The sequence below is a fragment of the Saccharothrix sp. genome (genome assembly GCF_031180885.1).
In the GTDB taxonomy this organism is placed as follows: domain Bacteria; phylum Actinomycetota; class Actinomycetes; order Mycobacteriales; family Pseudonocardiaceae; genus Actinosynnema.
On sequence record NZ_JAPSLK010000020.1, the window covers coordinates 22,782 to 38,963 of the forward strand.

Below are 16,182 nucleotides of genomic sequence, written 5' to 3' on the forward strand. Positions count from 1 at the left end.
GTCGACCTCCACTGCACGTCGGTTGCGGAGGAGCATCGGTACGTCCTGTTTCGCGCGGACACGTGTCAGGTTTCACGCGGGTGAACTGTCCGGGGGCTGGTGTTACGGGCACGTTTCACACGCTTGAAGGAAGAGTTTTCGACGGCAACCAACACGGGCGGCGCGGCTGTGCGGCGTGACGGACCGTGGAGCCGCCGGTCACTCTTAGAGTGGTTGCGACGGAGGGGGTGGGAGCGAGTGGTGACGGACGGTGGGGTGGCCGCCGTGTTCGACAAGCGGGCGGAGAACTACGACAAGCACACCTGGCACGTGCGGTACGCCGAGCGGCTCGTGGCGTTGGCCGGGCTCGTCGAGGGGGCGCGGGTGCTGGACGCGGCTACCGGTACCGGGATGGCCGCGCGTGCCGCCGCCGACCGCGTCGGGCCGCGCGGGTCGGTGGTGGGGGTGGACGTTTCGGCGGGGATGCTCGCCAAAGCGCGGGGGGCGGCGAATGTGGAGTTCGTACAGGCCGACGCCACCGCGTTGACCGGGGTCGCGGACGGGTCGTTCGACGTCGTCCTGTGCTCCGCCGGGCTGCTCTACATGGCGGTCGCGCCGGCTCTGGAGGAGTGGCACCGGGTGCTGGCGCCGGGCGGGCTCGTCGGGTTCTCCACGATGCGGGAGGGCTTCCCGCTCGCCGCGGGGGTGTTCCGGGCGTTGGCGCGCGACTACGGGCTGGTCCTCGCGGACCCCGCCGCCCCGCTGGGCACGCCGGAGAAGTGCGCGCAGGCGTTGAGCGACGCCGGTTTCGAGCCCGCGGACGTAGTGGTGGAGACGGTGGCGTTCTCCGAGGACGACGTCGCGCACGCGTGGGAGGCGCACACGAACGGGCCGCACCACGACGAGGTCGCCGCGCTCACCGCCGAGCAGGTGCGGGACTTCCACGACCGGTACCGGACGGCTTTGGCGGGCGTCGACCGCGAGCGCCTGTTGAACCCCGAAGTGCTCTACGCCTTCGGCCGGAAGCGCTGAACGGGCCGCCCCTCCGACGAAGAAGGGCGGCCCGTTCGGATCAAGGAATCAGCCGAGCCAGCCGGGCAGGCCGGGCTTCGGGCCCGCCGGGCGCTTGCCCGGACCGGCCTCCGCCGTGGTCAGGGACGCCTGCGGTTCGACCGCCGCGCAGCGGGTGCCGTCGCGCGGGACCTTCAGGTCGATCAGGTACTTGTCCGTCGCACCCTGCGTGCAGGCGCTGCGGTCGTACACGCCGTGGCCCCAGCCCTCGTAGGTGAGCAGGACCGTGGTGTCGCGGCTCTGCCGGTGGGCGTTGACGGCCCACTCGTAGCCGGTCGCCGGGTCGTGCAGCGCGTTCATCATGAGGATCTTCGGCGCGTGCTTGATCCGCAGGCGGTGCTGCGGGTTGTTGACCTTCTCCGGCAGGCCGACGCAGCCGGCGATCGCGTAGTGCCCCAGGGAGGAACCGCGCATGTGCGGCGCCAACTGGTTCGCCCGGCGGTCCAGCGCCGCCATCTCGCGGTAGTCCTTCACGCGCATCGCCCAGTCCTGGCAGAACACCGCCGGGAACGGGTTGGCGGCCGTCTGCGGCTCGGCGGCGAACGCGGTCGTGGTCGCACCGCCCTCGGACAGGGCCAGCAGCCACTCCGCGAGCTGCGCCCAGTCCGGGCCGTAGAACGCGCCGAACGCGTTGCTGATGATCAGGTCGGCCGGGATCTTCCGGGTCGGGTCGCCGGGGGCGGTGATCTCGCCGCGGTCGGCGCGGGCCAGCAGGTCGTCCCAGAACTCGGCGACGTCACGGCCGTGCAGGGCGCAGGACGTGGTCCGCTCGCACCACTTCACGAACTCGGTGAACGCGTCCTCCGCCGCCACCGCCTCGGTCTCGTTGAACCGCCAGGTCCCCAGGCTGTGGTCCATGTTCGAGTCGATGACCATGGCGCGGATGTTGCGGCCGTAGCGCTCGGCGTACTGCTGGCCGATCAGCGTGCCGTACGAGACGCCGTAGTAGTTGATCTTGCGCTCGCCGAGCGCCCGGCGCAGGGCGTCGATGTCGTTGGTGACCGCGATGGTGTCCGCGTGGTCGTAGATCGGACCCGAGTGCTTGCGGCAGTCGGCGGCGAGGTCGCGGTTGTACTGGGCGAGCGCCTCGAACTCGGCCTGGTTCGCCGGGTAGTACGAGACCGGCTTCTCCAGCAGTTCCAGCGAGCACTTCACCGGCGCGCTGCGGGCCACACCGCGCGGGTCGAACCCGACGATGTCGAAGCGGTCCTGCACGTCCTTGCTGAAGTACCGGTCGGCGCCCAGCGCGAAGTTCACGCCGGACCCGCCGGGACCGCCCGGGTTGATCACCATGGCCCCGATCCGCTTGGCGGGGTCGAGGGCGTTGCGCCGCGCCACGGCGAGGTCGAACTTCTCGCCGCGCGGGTTCGCCCAGTCGATCGGCAGCTTGAGCGTGCCGCACTCCACCTCGGGCAGCTCGGCGCACGGTTTCCAGTCGATGGGCGCGGCGAGCGCCTGAAGGTCGGCGTCGAGCGGGGTCGCGTCCGCGGGGTCCGCGGACGCGACCGAAGCGGTGCCGGCGACGAGCGCCACCGCGGCACCGACACCGCCCAGCGCTCGGAAGATCGGTCGCACAGGTTCCTCCCTAGTTCCTGTCACCGTTCAGTCACCCTTTGGGGTGATCGCAGGCTTCCAGGGGCGTGAACTGGCGCACAACCGACTGAAGTCGCAGACGACGTCAGCCCGAAGGCTGACAACCGCGCACTACCGGGTGAGTTCGTCGTACCGGGCGGTGAGCTGGTCGAGGCCCGCGTCGGTGAGCGAGCCGAACAGCCGCATCCGGGCCATGCCGCCGTCCGGGTGGATGTCGAGGCGGGCGTGCGTGGCTTCCGGCCCCTCCACCCGGAAGCGGTGCCGGGTGTCGGGTTGCAGGCGGGTGTGCGGGACGAGGTCGAACCAGTCGTCGGGGTCCTTGCGGACGTCCCGGCCGCGCACGGACGCCCAGCCCGGGGCGTTGCCCTTGAAGTGGGTGGTGTCCAGCTCCGCCAGGTGGACGACGCCGGGCGCGGCCAGGGCGACCTCCACCCACTCGTTGCCCTCCTCGCGGCGGCGGGCGGTCTCCCAGCCCTCGCCCATCGAGGCGGCGTTGCCGGGTGAGATGAGGTTGCCGGGGCGGCCGAAGAAGTCGTTGCTGCACCCGGCGATCGCGGCCCCGTTCTCCAGCGCGGCCAGGTCGAGAGCGCCGGGGACGATCAGGTTCGGGTCGGGCACCGGGGTGCCGAAGACGCGGAGCCGGGCCACGCCGCCGTCGGGGTGGATGGTCAGGCGGACGTGGGTGTAGCGGCGCTCGACGTCCACGTCGAAGTAGTGCTTCTGGTCCCCGCCCAGCGGCGACTTGGGCACCAGCGGCTCCCAGTCGGTCAGCTCCTCCGGGCTGGGGTAGCCCACGGCGTGCGTGCCCTCGACGCTCGCGAACGGCGGGTAGTTGCCCTTGAACCACGCCGTGTCCACCACGATCCCGCGCACCACGCCGGGCATGCCGAGCCTGATCACCGCGCTGTCCGAACCCGGTTCCCGACGCCGCCGGGTCTCCCACCCGTCGTAGACCTGTCCCTTGTGGCCGAACGTGTGGGGCCGGTACTCGGCCTCCGCCGGGGTGATCAGGTTCTCCCGCTCGGCGAACAGCTCGTCGTTGGCCCACACCACGCTCCCGCCGACCGCGCGGGAAGCCAGGTCGGGCAGCCGGGTCCAGGTGGGTGTCATGCGTCTCCTCTGCTCAGCAGCCGGCCGGTCGGCCGGTCTCCGGTGATCCCGTTGCCACGCAACCAGGTCTGCCGCACGACGCCCGCCAGCGGGCGGCCGTGGTAGGGCGTCACGGGGTTGCGGTGGCGCAACTTCGCGCGGTCCACGACGAAGGCGTCGTCCGGCGCGAACACGGCGAAGTCGGCGTCCCGCCCGGGTTCGATCGCGCCCTTGCGGGTCAGGCCGACCAGTTCGGCCGGGGCGGAGGCCATCCAGCGGACCACGTCGGTCAGGGCGTGGCCGCGCTGCCGGGCCTGCGTCCACACCGCGGGCAGGCCCAGTTGGAGGCTCGCGATCCCGCCCCACGCGGTCGCGAAGTCGCCCTCCTTCAACTCCGGTGTGCACGGCGAGTGGTCGCTGACCACGAGGTCGACCAGACCGTCCGCGAGGCCCCGCCACAGCAGTTCGCGGTTGGCCGCGTCCCGGATCGGCGGGCAGCACTTGAAGTGCGTGGCCCGGTCGCCGATCTCCTCCGCGATGAACGTCAGGTAGTGCGGGCACGTCTCGGCCGTCAGGCGCACGCCCTCGGAACGCGCCGAGCGCAGTGCGGGCAGCGCTTCACCGCTGGACAGGTGCAGCACGTGCACGCGGGCGTCGGTCTCCCGGGCCGCCTCGATCAGGCCGCTGATCGCCTGCCCCTCGGCGTGGTGCGGCCGGGACGCCAGGAAGTCGCGGTAGCCGGGACCGGACTCGGTCACGTGGCCGGGGTGCTCGGCGTGCACGATCGTCAGCGCGTCCACGGTCCGCAGCTCGCGCAGCGCCGCCCGCAGCTCGTCGTCCTCGACGTGCGGGAACTCGTCCACGCCGGAGTGGATCAGGAAGCACTTGAACCCGAACACCCCCGCCTCGTGCAGCGGCACCAGATCGGCGCGGTTGCCCGGCACGATCCCGCCCCAGAAACCCACGTCCACGTGCACGTTCCCGTCGGCGGTCTTGCGCTTGACCTGCAACGCCTCCACCGACGTGGTCGGCGGGAGGCTGTTGAGCGGCATGTCGACGATGGTCGTCACGCCGCCGGCCGCCGCCGCGCGGGTCGCGGTCGGGAACCCCTCCCACTCGCTGCGCCCCGGGTCGTTGACGTGGACGTGCGTGTCGACCAGGCCGGGCAGCAGCACCTCGTCGTCGGCCAACTCCACCACCCGGTCGCCGGACAGCTCGTCCGGCCCGGTGACGGCCGCGATCCGGCCGCCCCGGACGCCGACGTCGGCCGCCCGCTCGCCCTGCGGCGTGATCACCCTGCTCGCGCGGAACACCAGGTCCATGCGGGTCACTCTCCCAGCCAGTCGGCGGCGATGCGACCGGCCAGCCGCTCCAGCAGCGGTTCCGGCTCGGCCAGGCAGCGGGTCAGGTCGGGCTCGACGTCCAGCAGGGCGTACGCGCCGCGCAGGCCCAGCTCGGCGGGGTCGACGGAGGTGCGGCCGGCGACGGCGACCGCGGGCACGGACCCGGCCGCCGCCGCCACCCCCGCAGGGGCCTTGCCGTGGCGGGTCTGGGCGTCCAGCGAGCCCTCGCCGGTGACCACCAACCGGGCGCCTTCGACGGCCTCGGCGAACCCCACCAGCTCCAGCACCACCTCGATGCCGGGTCGGCGGGTCGCGCCCAGCACGGCCAGCGCGGCGAACCCGATGCCGCCGGCCGCACCCGCGCCCGGGACGTCGACGAACTCGGGTCCGACCTCGCGCGCGAACGCCGCCAACCGCTCCTCCAGCACCTCGACCTGCTCGGGCGTGGCCCCCTTCTGCGGCCCGTACACCGCCGCCGCGCCGGACGGCCCCAGCAACGGGTTGTCCACGTCGCTGGCCAGCACCAACTCCACGTCGGCGAAGTCGCCGACCCGGTCGCCGATGGCGTCGAGCATCCCCCGTCCGCCGTCCGTGCACGCGCTGCCGCCGACCCCGAGCACGATCCGCCGCACACCCGAGTCCAGCGCGCTGACCAGCAGCTCCCCCACACCCCTGCTGGTCGCGGTCAACGGGGCCGGCTCGTCGAGCAGGGCCAGCCCCGACGCCGACGCCACCTCCACCACGGCGGTCGCGCCGCGCACGGCGAAGCTCGCCGCCACCGGCTTGCCCACCGGGCCGGTCACCCACCGACCGACCCGCAGGAAGCCGGCGGCGACGGCGGCGTCGACCGTGCCGTCACCGCCGTCGGCCACCGGCAGGCTGCGCACCGCCAAGCCCGGGACCGCCTCCCGCAGGCCGCGCTCGACCGCGGCGGCGACCCGCGGGGCGGACAGCGTTCCCTTGAACTTGTCGGGCGCGACGACCACGTGGCTCATCAGGGCAGCGGCTCGTACTCGCGCATCGCCGCGATGGACGTGCCGTTGGCGGTGTTGCCCTCGCGCTCGATCATGATCTCGACCAGGACCGGGCGGCTGGTGCGCTCGGCCTCCTTGCGGGCCCACTCCAGCGACTCCCGGATGCGGCCCGGCTCGGTGACCCGGGTGCCGGAGCAGCCGTAGGCCTCCATGATCTTGACGTTGTCCGAGCCGTTGGTGTCGTAGTGGATGTCCACCTCGTACTTCATGTCGTAGCCGCCGTGGTCCTCGGCCATCCGGATCAGGCCCAGGTACTCGTTGTTCAGCATGATCAGCACGAACGGGACGTCGTACTGCGCGCCCACGGCCAGCTCCTCGACCAGGAACTGGAACGAGTAGTCGCCGACGATGCCGACGACCTCCGCGTCCGGCTCGGTGGTCTTGAGCGCCTTCTTCACGCCGATCGCCGCGGGGATCTCCCAGCCGAGGGGACCTGCCTGGCCGCACACCTGGTAGTGCCGCGGCTTGTGCGCCTTCTGGTGCTGGCCCGACCAGATCTGGTAGAGCCCGATGGCGGTGACGAAGTACGTGTCCGGCCCGTAGAACTCGTTGATCTCCTTGAAGACCCGGGGCGCCTTCACGGGAACGGTGTCGAAGTCCTCGCGCCGCAACAACGTCCGCTTCAGCTCGGCGCACCGCTCGGTCCACGCGTTGGGCTCCGCCGCCGCACGCTCGCGAGCCAGCTTGAGCAGCGCTTGCAGGAACAGCTTCACGTCCGCGACGACACCCAGGTCCGGCCCGAACACCTTGCCGATCTGGGTCGGCTCGACGTCCACGTGGATGAACTTGCGGTCACCCCGGTAGGTGGCGAGGTCGCCGGTGTGCCGGTCGCCGAACCGCGCGCCCAGCGCCAGCACCAGGTCCGACTCCAGGAACGAGGCGTTGCCGTAGCGCTGGGAGGTCTGGATGCCGGTCATGCCCGCGTACAGCGGGTGGTCCTCGTCGATCGCGCCCTTGCCCATCAGCGTGGCCTGGACCGGGACCTGGAGGTGCTCGGCCAGCGCCCGCAGCTCCTCCCCCGCCTCGGCCAGGATCACGCCGCCGCCCGCGAGCAGCAGCGGGCGCTCGGCGGCCAGCAGCATGTCCAGCGCCCGCTCGACGCGCGCCGGGTGCGGTTCGGGCTTGGCGACCGGGAGCGGGGCGTCGATGGACGCGTCCCACTCGATGTCCTGCTTCTGCACGTCGATCGGCAGGTCGATGAGGACCGGGCCGGGCCGCCCGGAGCGGGCGATCCGGAAGGCCTCGCGGAAGATCCACGGCGCCTGCGCGGCCTCCTTGACCTGCACCGCCCACTTGGTGACCGGCGCGGCGATGGCCACGATGTCGACCGCCTGGAACGCCTCCTGGTGCAGCTTCGAGGTGGCCGCCTGGCCGGTGATGCACAGGATCGGGACGGAGTCGGCCTGCGCGGTGTACAGGCCGGTGATCATGTTCGTGCCGGCCGGGCCGGAGGTGCCGATGGCGACGCCGACGTTGCCGGTGGTGCGGGACCACCCGTCGGCCATGTGCGTGGCACCTTCTTCGTGGCGGACGATCAGGTGCTCGATCGTGCCGTCCGTCTCCAGCGCCTTGTACAGCGGCAGGATGGCCGCGCCGGGGCAGCCGAACACGGTGTCGATGCCCTCGGACTTGAGGACGTCGACGACCGCCTGCATGACGGGAACCTTGGCCATCAGGCCCTCCCTGCGAAGTTCTCGATGACCTTGAGCAGCGCCGAGTGGTCCAGGTCGCCGTAGCCCTGGGCGCGCGCGGACGCGATGAGCTGGGCGATGACGCCCGTGACGGGCAGCGCCACGTCGACCTGCCGGGCGGCGGCCAGCGCGATGCCCATGTCCTTGTGGTGCAGGTCGATCCGGAAGCCCGGCTGGAACTCGCGGGCGATCATGGTCTCCCGCTTGAGGTCCAGGATGCGGTTCGCGGCCAGGCCGCCGGCGAGCACGTCCAGACCGGCCTTGGCGTCCACACCGGACGCCTCCAGCAGCACGATCGCCTCCGCGACCAGCGCGTAGATGCCGCCGACCATGAGCTGGTTGGCCGCCTTCACCACCTGGCCCGCGCCGTGCGGACCCACGTGCACGACGGTCTTGCCCAGCGCGTCGAAGATCGGCCGGGCCGCGGTGAAGTCCGCCTCCTCACCGCCGACCATGATCGACAGCGTGGCCTGCTTGGCGCCGGTCTCGCCGCCGGACACCGGGGCGTCCAGCACCCGCACGCCCTTCTTCGCGGCGGCCTCGGCGATCGCGAGGGAGGTCTCGGGGCGGATGGTGCTCATGTCGATCAGGAGCGTGCCTTCGGCGACCACGTCCAGCACGGTGCCCAGGACGACGTCCTCCACCTGCGGGTGGTTGGGCAGCATGGTGATGACGACGTCCGCGCCGCGGGCCGCCGCGGTCACGTCGGAGGCCGCCGTGCCGCCGGCCGCGGTGAGCTTGGCCAGGGCGTCGGGGTTGAGGTCGAAGCCCGTCACGTCGTGGCCGGCGGCGACGAGGTGGCCGGCCATGGGCGTGCCCATGATGCCCAGCCCGATGAATCCGATCCTGCTCATGACACCGCCTCGCTGACGCTCGCCGGATCAAGAGCACAAAGCACTGTGTTCGATGATTCGCTCGCAAGCTCGCTCATGTGTTGTCCTTAGGTCCGAACAGCCAGTCGAAGTCGGGGACGCCGTCGCGGAAGACCGTCGCCTTGTACTCCAGGCCGACGAAGCCCTGGTAGCCGCCGGCTTCGAGCTTCGCGAGCAGCCCGGTCAGGTCGAGGTCCCCGGTGCCGGGCTCGCCGCGACCGGGCGCGTCGGCGATCTGCACGTGCCCGATGCGGTCGACGTGCGCGGTGAGGGCGTCGAGGTCGTCGCCGTTGACGGCGAGGTGGTAGAGGTCGGCGAGCAGCGCGAGGTTGTCGCGGCCCGCCGCGTCGAGCACGGCCAGCGCGTCGGCGGCCGTGCGCAGCGGGTAGTCCGGTGCGGCCGAGAGGGGTTCCACGACCACGGTCGCGCCGATCTCGGCGGCCACGTCGGCGGCGTAGCGGAGGTTCTCCAACGCCGCCGGTGTGGTCGGGAAGCTGCCGTGCAGCGCGTTGAACGTGCGGCAGCCGAGGCGGTCGGCGAGGCCCGCCGCGATCTCCACGTTCGCCCGGAACTCGGCCTCGCGGCCGGGCCACGCCACCAGGCCGCGGTCGCCTGCGGGCATGTCGCCCGCGAAGAAGTTCAGGCCCACCAGGCGCACGCCCGCGTCCCGGACCGCCGCCTCGAACGCCTCGACCTCGCCCGTCGCGGGCACGGCCTCGGCGAACGGCCACCAGAACTCGACCGCGTCGAACCCGGCCTTCTTCGCGACGGCGGGCCGCTCCAGCACCGGCAGTTCGGTGAACAGGATCGACAGGTTGACGTCGTACCGCATCTCTCGGCTTCCTTCCACAATGCGGAAGCTATCTTCCGTGCACCGAGAGAGTAGGCAGGGTTCGCGGACCGGCGCAAGACTGTTGACACGCTCGGAGGGCGCTCGTACCGTCCCTCATGGCGGAAATGCGTTTCCGCGATACAGAAAAAGGGAGCCCTGGTGACCGATCTGCAAGGGTTCAACTCCGCACCGGCCGAGCAGCTCCGTCCGCTGCTCACCGAATGCCTCGCCGTGCCGCGGTGGGTCGACGCCGTCCTCGCCGGCCGCCCGTACCCGAGCGACGAAGCGCTGCTCGCCGCCGCCGACGGGGCCGCGTCCCTCAGCGACGACGAGGTCCACGCGGCCATCGCCGGCCACCCGCGCATCGGCGAGCGGTCCACCCACGGCGGCGTGTCCGCCCGGTGGTCGGCCGCCGAGCAGTCCGGCGTGGCCGCGTCACTGGCGGACCGGCTCAAAGCGGCCAACGCGGCCTACGAGGAGCGGTTCGGGCACATCTACCTGGTGTGCGCCACCGGGTTGAGCGGCGAGCGGATGTTGGACGACCTGGCCGAGCGCATGGCCAACGACCCGCGCACCGAGCTGCGCGTGGTCAACCGCGAACTGCGCAAGATCGCCGCACTCCGCCTGCGCAAGGTGCTCCACCCCCACGACACGCAAGGGAGCTGACCCGATGGCCATCGTCTTGGGCCCCAACCAGTACGGCAAAGCGGAGAACCGGCTCGTCACCGTGACCCGCGACGGCGATGTGCACACCATCAAGGACCTCACGGTCAGCACCTCGCTGCGCGGCGACCTCGCCGACACCCACCTGACCGGCGACAACGCCGCCGTCCTGGCCACCGACACGCAGAAGAACACCGTCTACGCCTTCGCCAAGGAGGCCCCGGTGGGCGAGATCGAGGACTTCGCCCTCCGGCTCGGCCGGCACTTCGTGTCCTCGCAGGAGGCCATCACCGGGGCGCGGGTGCTGATCGACGAGCACTCGTGGAACCGGATCGAGGAGAACAACCACTCGTTCGTCGCGGGGTCGAACGAGAAGCGCACGACCGCCGTGACGGTGGAGGGTGACCAGGCCTGGGTGGTGTCGGGCCTGAAGGACCTGGTGGTGCTGAAGTCCACCGGCTCGGAGTTCCACGGCTACCCGCGCGACAAGTACACGACCCTGAAGGAGGTCACCGACCGCATCCTGGCCACGTCGGTGACGGCGCGGTGGCGCTACCAGGGTTCGGGGATCGACTGGGCGAAGAGCTTCGCGGAGATCCGGGGCATCCTGCTGCGGACCTTCGCGGCCAAGCACTCGCTGTCGTTGCAGCAGACCTTGTACGCGATGGGCGAGGCGGTGTTGGAGGAACGGTCGGAGGTGGCCGAGGTGCGGCTGTCCATGCCGAACAAGCACCACTTCGTCGTCGACCTGTCGCCCTTCGGGTTGGAGAACAACAACGAGGTGTTCTACGCGGCCGACCGGCCGTACGGGCTCATCGAGGGCACCGTGCTGCGGGACGACGCCGAAGACCCCGGCCAGGCCTGGTACTCGTTGCCCGCCTTCTAGACGCGCTCGCAAGCCCGAGAGGAGGCGGTCAGTGCGTCACCCGGTCGACCAGGTACCTCGTCCCTTACCGCTGGCGGCCGGTGCCGTCCAGCGCGTCGCCGCCATGTACGCCGGAGTCGTCGCGCCGCCGCTCGGTGTGGGGCTGGTGCCGATCGTCGCGCCGGACTTCCACCACGGTTTTCCGGGTGTCGTGCAGACGGTGATGGACTCGGGGATCAGCGCGGGGACCATCACGGCTGTGGTGCTGAATCTGCTTATGTCCGAGCGGAAGCGCACTACATTGCCGGTGTGATCGACTACGAGGCCGAAGTCGAGCAGTTGTTGGGCGGCGCACCGGACGCACTCGCGTTCCGCGCCCTGTGCGCCGCCGTCTCCCGGGTGGACGACCCGGATCTCGTTGCCCGGTGCGGAGAACGGCTCACGTCGTGGCCGGACGAGGTGCGCGAGGTGCCCTGGTCGTGGCTCGCGGCGCTGGAGTCCGGTCACACCAAGCCCGCTTGGCCGCTCGTCCGGGCGCTGCGGCTGAAGTCCGCGCGTTGCGGCATCGCCGACGTCGGGCTGCCGGACCCGCGCACCCGGCCGGAAGTGCGTGGGGTGACCCGGCTCCACCTGGGCTGGTTCGCCCACCGGCAGCTCGAAGAGCTGGTCGGCACCCTCGACCACTGGCCGGACCTGCGGGTGGTCGAGACCGGCCTGGTCACCGAGATGGACGAGGACGTGGTCACCAATCTCGCCGCGCACCCCGGTGTCGCGCGGCTGGAGTCGTTGGACCTCGTGACCGCCCACGAGGACATGTGGAACTTCACCCGGCCGCCGTTCCGCCCGCCCGCGGGCAGGCCGCTGCGGCTGCGGCACGTGGGTCTGCGTGCGCCCGACCTGGTTTACCTGTTGCGCTCAGGTCTGGTGCCGGACCTGAGGTCCGCGGACGTCCTCGTCTGCGACACCGAAGAGGCGCGCGAACTCGCGGAGTGCCCGGGACTCGCCCGGCTCGAACGCCTCGCGATCGGGTTCCGCTGCGGCAAGAACGGCAGGCAGCCGCTGTGGCAGCCGTTCTTCGGCAACGTCATCGACGCCGACGACGACGCGGCCGAGGTGTTCTTCGCCCGCGCCGACCTCACCGGACTGCGGGACCTCGCGGTCCGGGGCACGTGCATGGGGCTGGGCCGGGAAGGCCTCGGCGCACGCGGTGTCGAGGCGCTCGTCGCCAGTGGCGTGCCGGGCCGGCTCACCGCGCTCACCCTCGAACTGCTGCCCGTCGCCGACGACACCATCACCCACGTGGTGAACGCGGTCGACCGCGACCGCATCGAGGAGTTGGCGCTGCGCGACCTCGTCGCCACCGACCTGACGGCGGCGGCGTTCACCGGCACGTTCCCCCGCCTGCGCGAGCTCGACCTGAGCCGCAACCACCTCGGCGCGGAGGGCGCACGGCGGCTGGCGACGGAGGTCCGGTTACCCGCGTTGACCCACCTGCACCTGAACGGCAGCGGCAGCGGCTCGCCGTACTACGGGCGTCCCGACGTCCAGCCGCTCGGCGACGACGGCGCACGGGCGTGGGCCGACTCCGCGAACGCCGCGAACCTGCGGCACCTCGACCTGATGGCCACCGGCCTCGGCGTGGACGGGCTCGCCGCCCTCATGCGGTCGGACCGGTTGGGGGCGCTGGAAACCCTGGTCCTGTCGCACAACCCGGTGGGCCGCTGGCCGGACGTCCCGGTGTCGCTCCGGTTCCTCGACCTCACCGACTGCGGTCTGGGCGACGACGACGTCGAAGCCCTCACCGCCTCCGCCGCTCCCCTGCTGCGCGGCATCTCGTTGGCGTACAACAACATCGGGTCACGAGGTATGCGCGCCCTCGCCGCGTGGCCGGTGCTGCCGCAGCTGTGGGAGCTGGACCTGCACGACCACATCGCCGGGGACGACGGACTGGCCGCGCTGGCGGCGTCCCGCGCGGCACAGCGGTTGCTCGAACTCGACCTCGAACAGGACTGCTGGAACGCGCGGCACCGGAGGTTCGGCACGCCGCTGCCGGCCGAGGTCGTCGACCCCGCGTCCTTCCCCGGCCTGGACTCGATGTTCCTGGGCGTGGTGGACGAGTACCACGGCGCCCGGTACTCCAGCGGGTTCCCGCCCCGCGTCCGGGAGGAGTTGGCGGCGGCGCCGGGCACCCGGCCGGAACTGGTCGCGTTCCTCACCCACCTCGACGCCGAGGAGTTGGAGGACGCCGACCCCGAGCAGGAACCCGACCGCTCCGACCGGGACTTCCGCACCCGGTGGGCCGAGTCGCACGCCGAACTGGTCGAGGTGAGCCTGGACTTCGCCCGCCGCATGAAGGCCGGGGACATCGGCTGGCCCCCGTGATCAGGCCGTGCGGCGGGCCAAGGCTTGGAGGTGCGGCAAGGTCAGGCCGGTGAGCGAGCGGAGTTCGTCGGGCGCCACCGCTCCGCAGTCCAGGGCACGCAGGAAGGACGTCGACAGGGCTTGGGCGGTCGCGGGTTCGTCGAGGATCGTGGTGCCGGCTTTGTCGACATATGCCTTCAGGCGTCGGGCGTCCGCCGACAGGGTTTCCCGGTAGTACGCGTACACGGCGGCGTAGCGGGTCGCCAGTTGTGCCGGGTGGAGGTCCCAGCCCTGGTAGAAGCCGTGCGCCAGGGACCGTCGGACCAGTGTGTAGTGGGTGCGCCAGCCGTGTTCGACGTTGTCGCCGGTGGGCAGGACGTTCGTAGACCCGTCGGACAACTCCACGCCGTGGTTCGCCGCCGACACCTGCATGACGTTGCGGGCGAAGTCGCAGGCGCCGTGGGCGAGGTGCTGGTGCGCAGCGCCCAGGCCACAGCTCGCGGTGTAGTCGTACGTGCCGAAGTGCAGGGCTGTGACACGACCCCGACCGGCCTTGATGAGCTGCGGGACGGCCAAGCGGCCCTCGTCGTCCACTATGGACTGGGTGGTCTCGATCTGGATCTCGAAGCGGAGGTCCTGCGGGAACAGGTCCAGTACTTCGGCGAAGACCTCGACCTGGGCCACGGACGTCACCTTCGGGAAGGTGATGACGAAACCCGGCGGGACCTCGCCCAGCGCGGTGACGAAGATGTCCAGCGTGCGCAGGCCGCGGTCGACCAAGGCCTTGGTGTCGAAGGACTTCATGCGCAGGCCGAACCTGGCCGGAGCGCGACCATCGGCCACCCAGTCGCGGACGACCAGGGCGGTCCGCTCGGCGTCGTCGTCTTCACTCGGACGAGCACCGTAGCCGTCCTCGAAGTCGATCCGCAGGTCCTCCACCGGTTCGGTCAGGAGCTTGGCGCGAACCCGCTCGTACAGGTCTTCGGGGACGTCCAGCACGCGCGCGAAGTCCTCGGGCGAGTACTTCTCCAGCGCCGCAAGCGCTTGCGCGCCCCAGGTGGCGGGAGTGGCCTCGTCGACGCGGTCCGCCGGCACGTAACACGTGTGCACCGGTTGGCGGCCCGAGGGCGACCGAGGGGCCGCGGCGGGCAGTCGCGCGGTGAGCGCCGCGACCGCCGCCGGGTCCAGGGAAGTGCGCGGCACGTCAGATCCGCTCGTACGCGGGCAGGGTCAGGAAGTCCACGAACTCGTCCGCCAGCGCCACCTGCTCGAACAGCTCCACCGCCAGGTCGAGGTGGTCGCCGTCGAGCTTGGCCCGGGTGTCGGCCAGCACGGCGCGCACGAGGTCCGCGGTGACCGGCGTGCCGTCGTCCAGCACGACCCCGTTGTGCACCCACTGCCACAGCTGGGACCGGGAGATCTCGGCGGTGGCCGCGTCCTCCATGAGGTTGTGGATCGCCGCCGCGCCGTTGCCGGCCAGCCACGACAGCAGGTACCGCACGCCGACGTCCACGGCGCTCTCCAGGCCGGCCCGGGTGGCGTGGCCGCCGGTGGACTTGAAGTCCAGCAGGTCTTCGGCGCGCACCGAGACGTCCTCGCGGAGGTTGTCCAGCTGGTTGGGCTTGTCGCCCAGCTTGGCGTCGAAGATCTCCCGGCACACCGGGACGAGGTCGGGGTGGGCCACCCAGCTCCCGTCGAACCCGTCGTTGGACTCCCGGGTCTTGTCGTCGCGGACCTTCGCCAACGCCTGCTCGGTGACCTCGGGGTCCCGCCGGTTCGGGATGAACGCGGCCATGCCGCCGATCGCGAACGCGCCCCGCTTGTGGCACGTGCGCACCAGCAGTTCGGTGTAGGCGCGCATGAACGGGGCGGTCATGGTGATGCTGTTGCGGTCGGGCAGGACGTAGTCGACGCCCTTGTCGCGGAAGTACTTGATGACGCTGAACAGGTAGTCCCACCGGCCCGCGTTGAGCCCCGAGGCGTGGTCGCGGAGTTCGTAGAGGATCTCCTCCATCTCGAACGCGGCCGGGATCGTCTCGATCAGCACGGTGGCGCGGACGGTGCCGTGCGGGATGCCCAGTTCGGCCTGGGCGGCGGTGAAGACGTCGTTCCACAGCCGGGCTTCGAGGTGGCTCTCCATCTTCGGCAGGTAGTAGTACGGCCGGCCGAGGGCGGCGTTGTGGAAGAAGTGCAGGCCGAAGTCCACCAGCGCGCCGACGGCGGGCCGGCCGTCGACCTCGATGTGCCGCTCGGGCAGGTGCCAGCCGCGCGGGCGGACCACGATGGTGGGGTGGTCGCCTTCCTTGAGGGAGTAGTACTTGCCCTCCGGCGACTGGTGGTCGATGGTGCCGCGGGCCGCGTCGTAGAGGTTGACCTGGCCGGAGATCACGTTGTGCCAGTGGGGGGTGTTGGCGTCTTCGAGGTCGGCCAGCCACACCTTGGCGCCCGAGTTGAGGGCGTTGATGGTCATCTTGCGCTCGGTGGGTCCGGTGATCTCCACGCGCCGGTCGCGCAGCGGCTCGGGCGCCTCGGCGACCCGCCAGTCCGACTCGCGGACGTGCCTGGTCTCGTCGAGGAAGCCCAGCGGGCGGCGTTGCGCGCGGCGGGCGATCAGCTCGTCCCGGGTGGCGGCGAAGGCGCGGTGCAGGCCCGCGACGAACTCCAGCGCGTCCGGCGTGAGGATCTGCTCGCCGCGCTCGACCTCGCCCCCGAGGACGCGGATACCGGACATTGGTTCCCACCTTCCTGGCACGGATTTCTACTTCGCGGACTATAGTTATCGCATCGCG

Annotated in this window: 14 protein-coding genes; 5 read left to right on the forward strand and 9 right to left on the reverse strand. The window is 71.5% G+C overall.

From position 1 onward, the window contains the following. Nucleotides 1-240 precede the first annotated feature (240 nt). Entirely contained in the window at nucleotides 241-1,011 is a 771-nt protein-coding gene (locus tag RIN75_RS22610; RefSeq protein WP_309113992.1) for a methyltransferase domain-containing protein, read from the forward strand. Between the two features lie 48 nt (nucleotides 1,012-1,059). On the opposite strand, the gene RIN75_RS22615 is transcribed toward RIN75_RS22610, so the two are convergent. The 7 genes from RIN75_RS22615 to RIN75_RS22645 all read right to left on the reverse strand — a co-directional run bounded on the left by RIN75_RS22615 (nucleotide 1,060) and on the right by RIN75_RS22645 (nucleotide 9,504). Next, nucleotides 1,060-2,625 carry an alpha/beta hydrolase gene (locus RIN75_RS22615; RefSeq protein WP_309113993.1) on the reverse strand — a complete coding sequence of 522 codons (1,566 nt, stop codon included), beginning with the start codon at nucleotides 2,623-2,625 and terminating at the stop codon, nucleotides 1,060-1,062. A 129-nt stretch (nucleotides 2,626-2,754) separates the two neighbouring features. Continuing rightward, on the reverse strand, nucleotides 2,755-3,753 hold the full coding sequence (gene alc, locus RIN75_RS22620) for an allantoicase (RefSeq protein ID WP_309113994.1): 999 nt from the start codon (nucleotides 3,751-3,753) through the stop codon (nucleotides 2,755-2,757). Then, the gene (allB, locus tag RIN75_RS22625) at nucleotides 3,750-5,054 is read right to left on the reverse strand and encodes an allantoinase AllB (protein ID WP_309113995.1); all 1,305 of its coding nucleotides are present in this window, start codon (nucleotides 5,052-5,054) and stop codon (nucleotides 3,750-3,752) included. Before allB ends, alc begins: the two co-directional genes overlap by 4 nt. 5 nt (nucleotides 5,055-5,059) lie before the next feature. Next, nucleotides 5,060-6,070: a glycerate kinase gene (locus RIN75_RS22630; RefSeq protein ID WP_309113996.1), complete on the reverse strand. Its 1,011-nt coding sequence runs from the start codon at nucleotides 6,068-6,070 to the stop codon at nucleotides 5,060-5,062. Then, nucleotides 6,070-7,782, reverse strand: a complete 1,713-nt coding sequence (gene gcl / locus RIN75_RS22635) for a glyoxylate carboligase (protein WP_309113997.1) — start codon at nucleotides 7,780-7,782, stop codon at nucleotides 6,070-6,072. Before gcl ends, RIN75_RS22630 begins: the two co-directional genes overlap by 1 nt. Next, on the reverse strand, nucleotides 7,782-8,654 hold the full coding sequence (locus tag RIN75_RS22640) for a 2-hydroxy-3-oxopropionate reductase (RefSeq protein WP_309113998.1): 873 nt from the start codon (nucleotides 8,652-8,654) through the stop codon (nucleotides 7,782-7,784). Before RIN75_RS22640 ends, gcl begins: the two co-directional genes overlap by 1 nt. Before the next feature lie 73 nt (nucleotides 8,655-8,727). Next, nucleotides 8,728-9,504 (reverse strand): TIM barrel protein, encoded by a 777-nt coding sequence (locus tag RIN75_RS22645; protein WP_309113999.1) that lies wholly within the window; start codon nucleotides 9,502-9,504, stop codon nucleotides 8,728-8,730. Nucleotides 9,505-9,660: 156 nt separating this feature from the next. Here RIN75_RS22645 and uraD point away from each other — a divergent pair, with 156 nt between their 5' ends. From uraD to RIN75_RS22665, 4 genes are read left to right on the forward strand one after another with little or no spacing between them, the layout of a single operon-like run. Beyond that, complete coding sequence (gene uraD, locus RIN75_RS22650) at nucleotides 9,661-10,170, forward strand: 2-oxo-4-hydroxy-4-carboxy-5-ureidoimidazoline decarboxylase (RefSeq protein ID WP_375296007.1); 510 nt, start codon at nucleotides 9,661-9,663, stop codon at nucleotides 10,168-10,170. Nucleotides 10,171-10,174: 4 nt separating this feature from the next. Continuing rightward, on the forward strand, nucleotides 10,175-11,053 hold the full coding sequence (gene pucL / locus RIN75_RS22655; protein ID WP_309114001.1) for a factor-independent urate hydroxylase: 879 nt from the start codon (nucleotides 10,175-10,177) through the stop codon (nucleotides 11,051-11,053). A gap of 31 nt (nucleotides 11,054-11,084) precedes the next feature. Then, a complete protein-coding gene (locus RIN75_RS22660) occupies nucleotides 11,085-11,345 on the forward strand; it encodes a hypothetical protein (RefSeq protein ID WP_309114002.1) in 261 nt (86 codons plus the stop codon). Further along, a complete protein-coding gene (locus RIN75_RS22665; protein WP_309114003.1) occupies nucleotides 11,342-13,414 on the forward strand; it encodes a hypothetical protein in 2,073 nt (690 codons plus the stop codon). The genes RIN75_RS22660 and RIN75_RS22665 overlap by 4 nt, the downstream gene beginning before the upstream one ends. On the opposite strand, the gene RIN75_RS22670 is transcribed toward RIN75_RS22665, so the two are convergent. Together RIN75_RS22670 and aceB are read right to left on the reverse strand one after the other, a co-directional pair. Continuing rightward, a complete protein-coding gene (locus RIN75_RS22670) occupies nucleotides 13,415-14,596 on the reverse strand; it encodes a DUF6986 family protein (protein WP_309114004.1) in 1,182 nt (393 codons plus the stop codon). It lies immediately after the preceding gene. Between the two features lies 1 nt (nucleotide 14,597). Beyond that, nucleotides 14,598-16,124: a malate synthase A gene (gene aceB, locus RIN75_RS22675; RefSeq protein WP_309114005.1), complete on the reverse strand. Its 1,527-nt coding sequence runs from the start codon at nucleotides 16,122-16,124 to the stop codon at nucleotides 14,598-14,600. Nucleotides 16,125-16,182 lie beyond the last annotated feature (58 nt).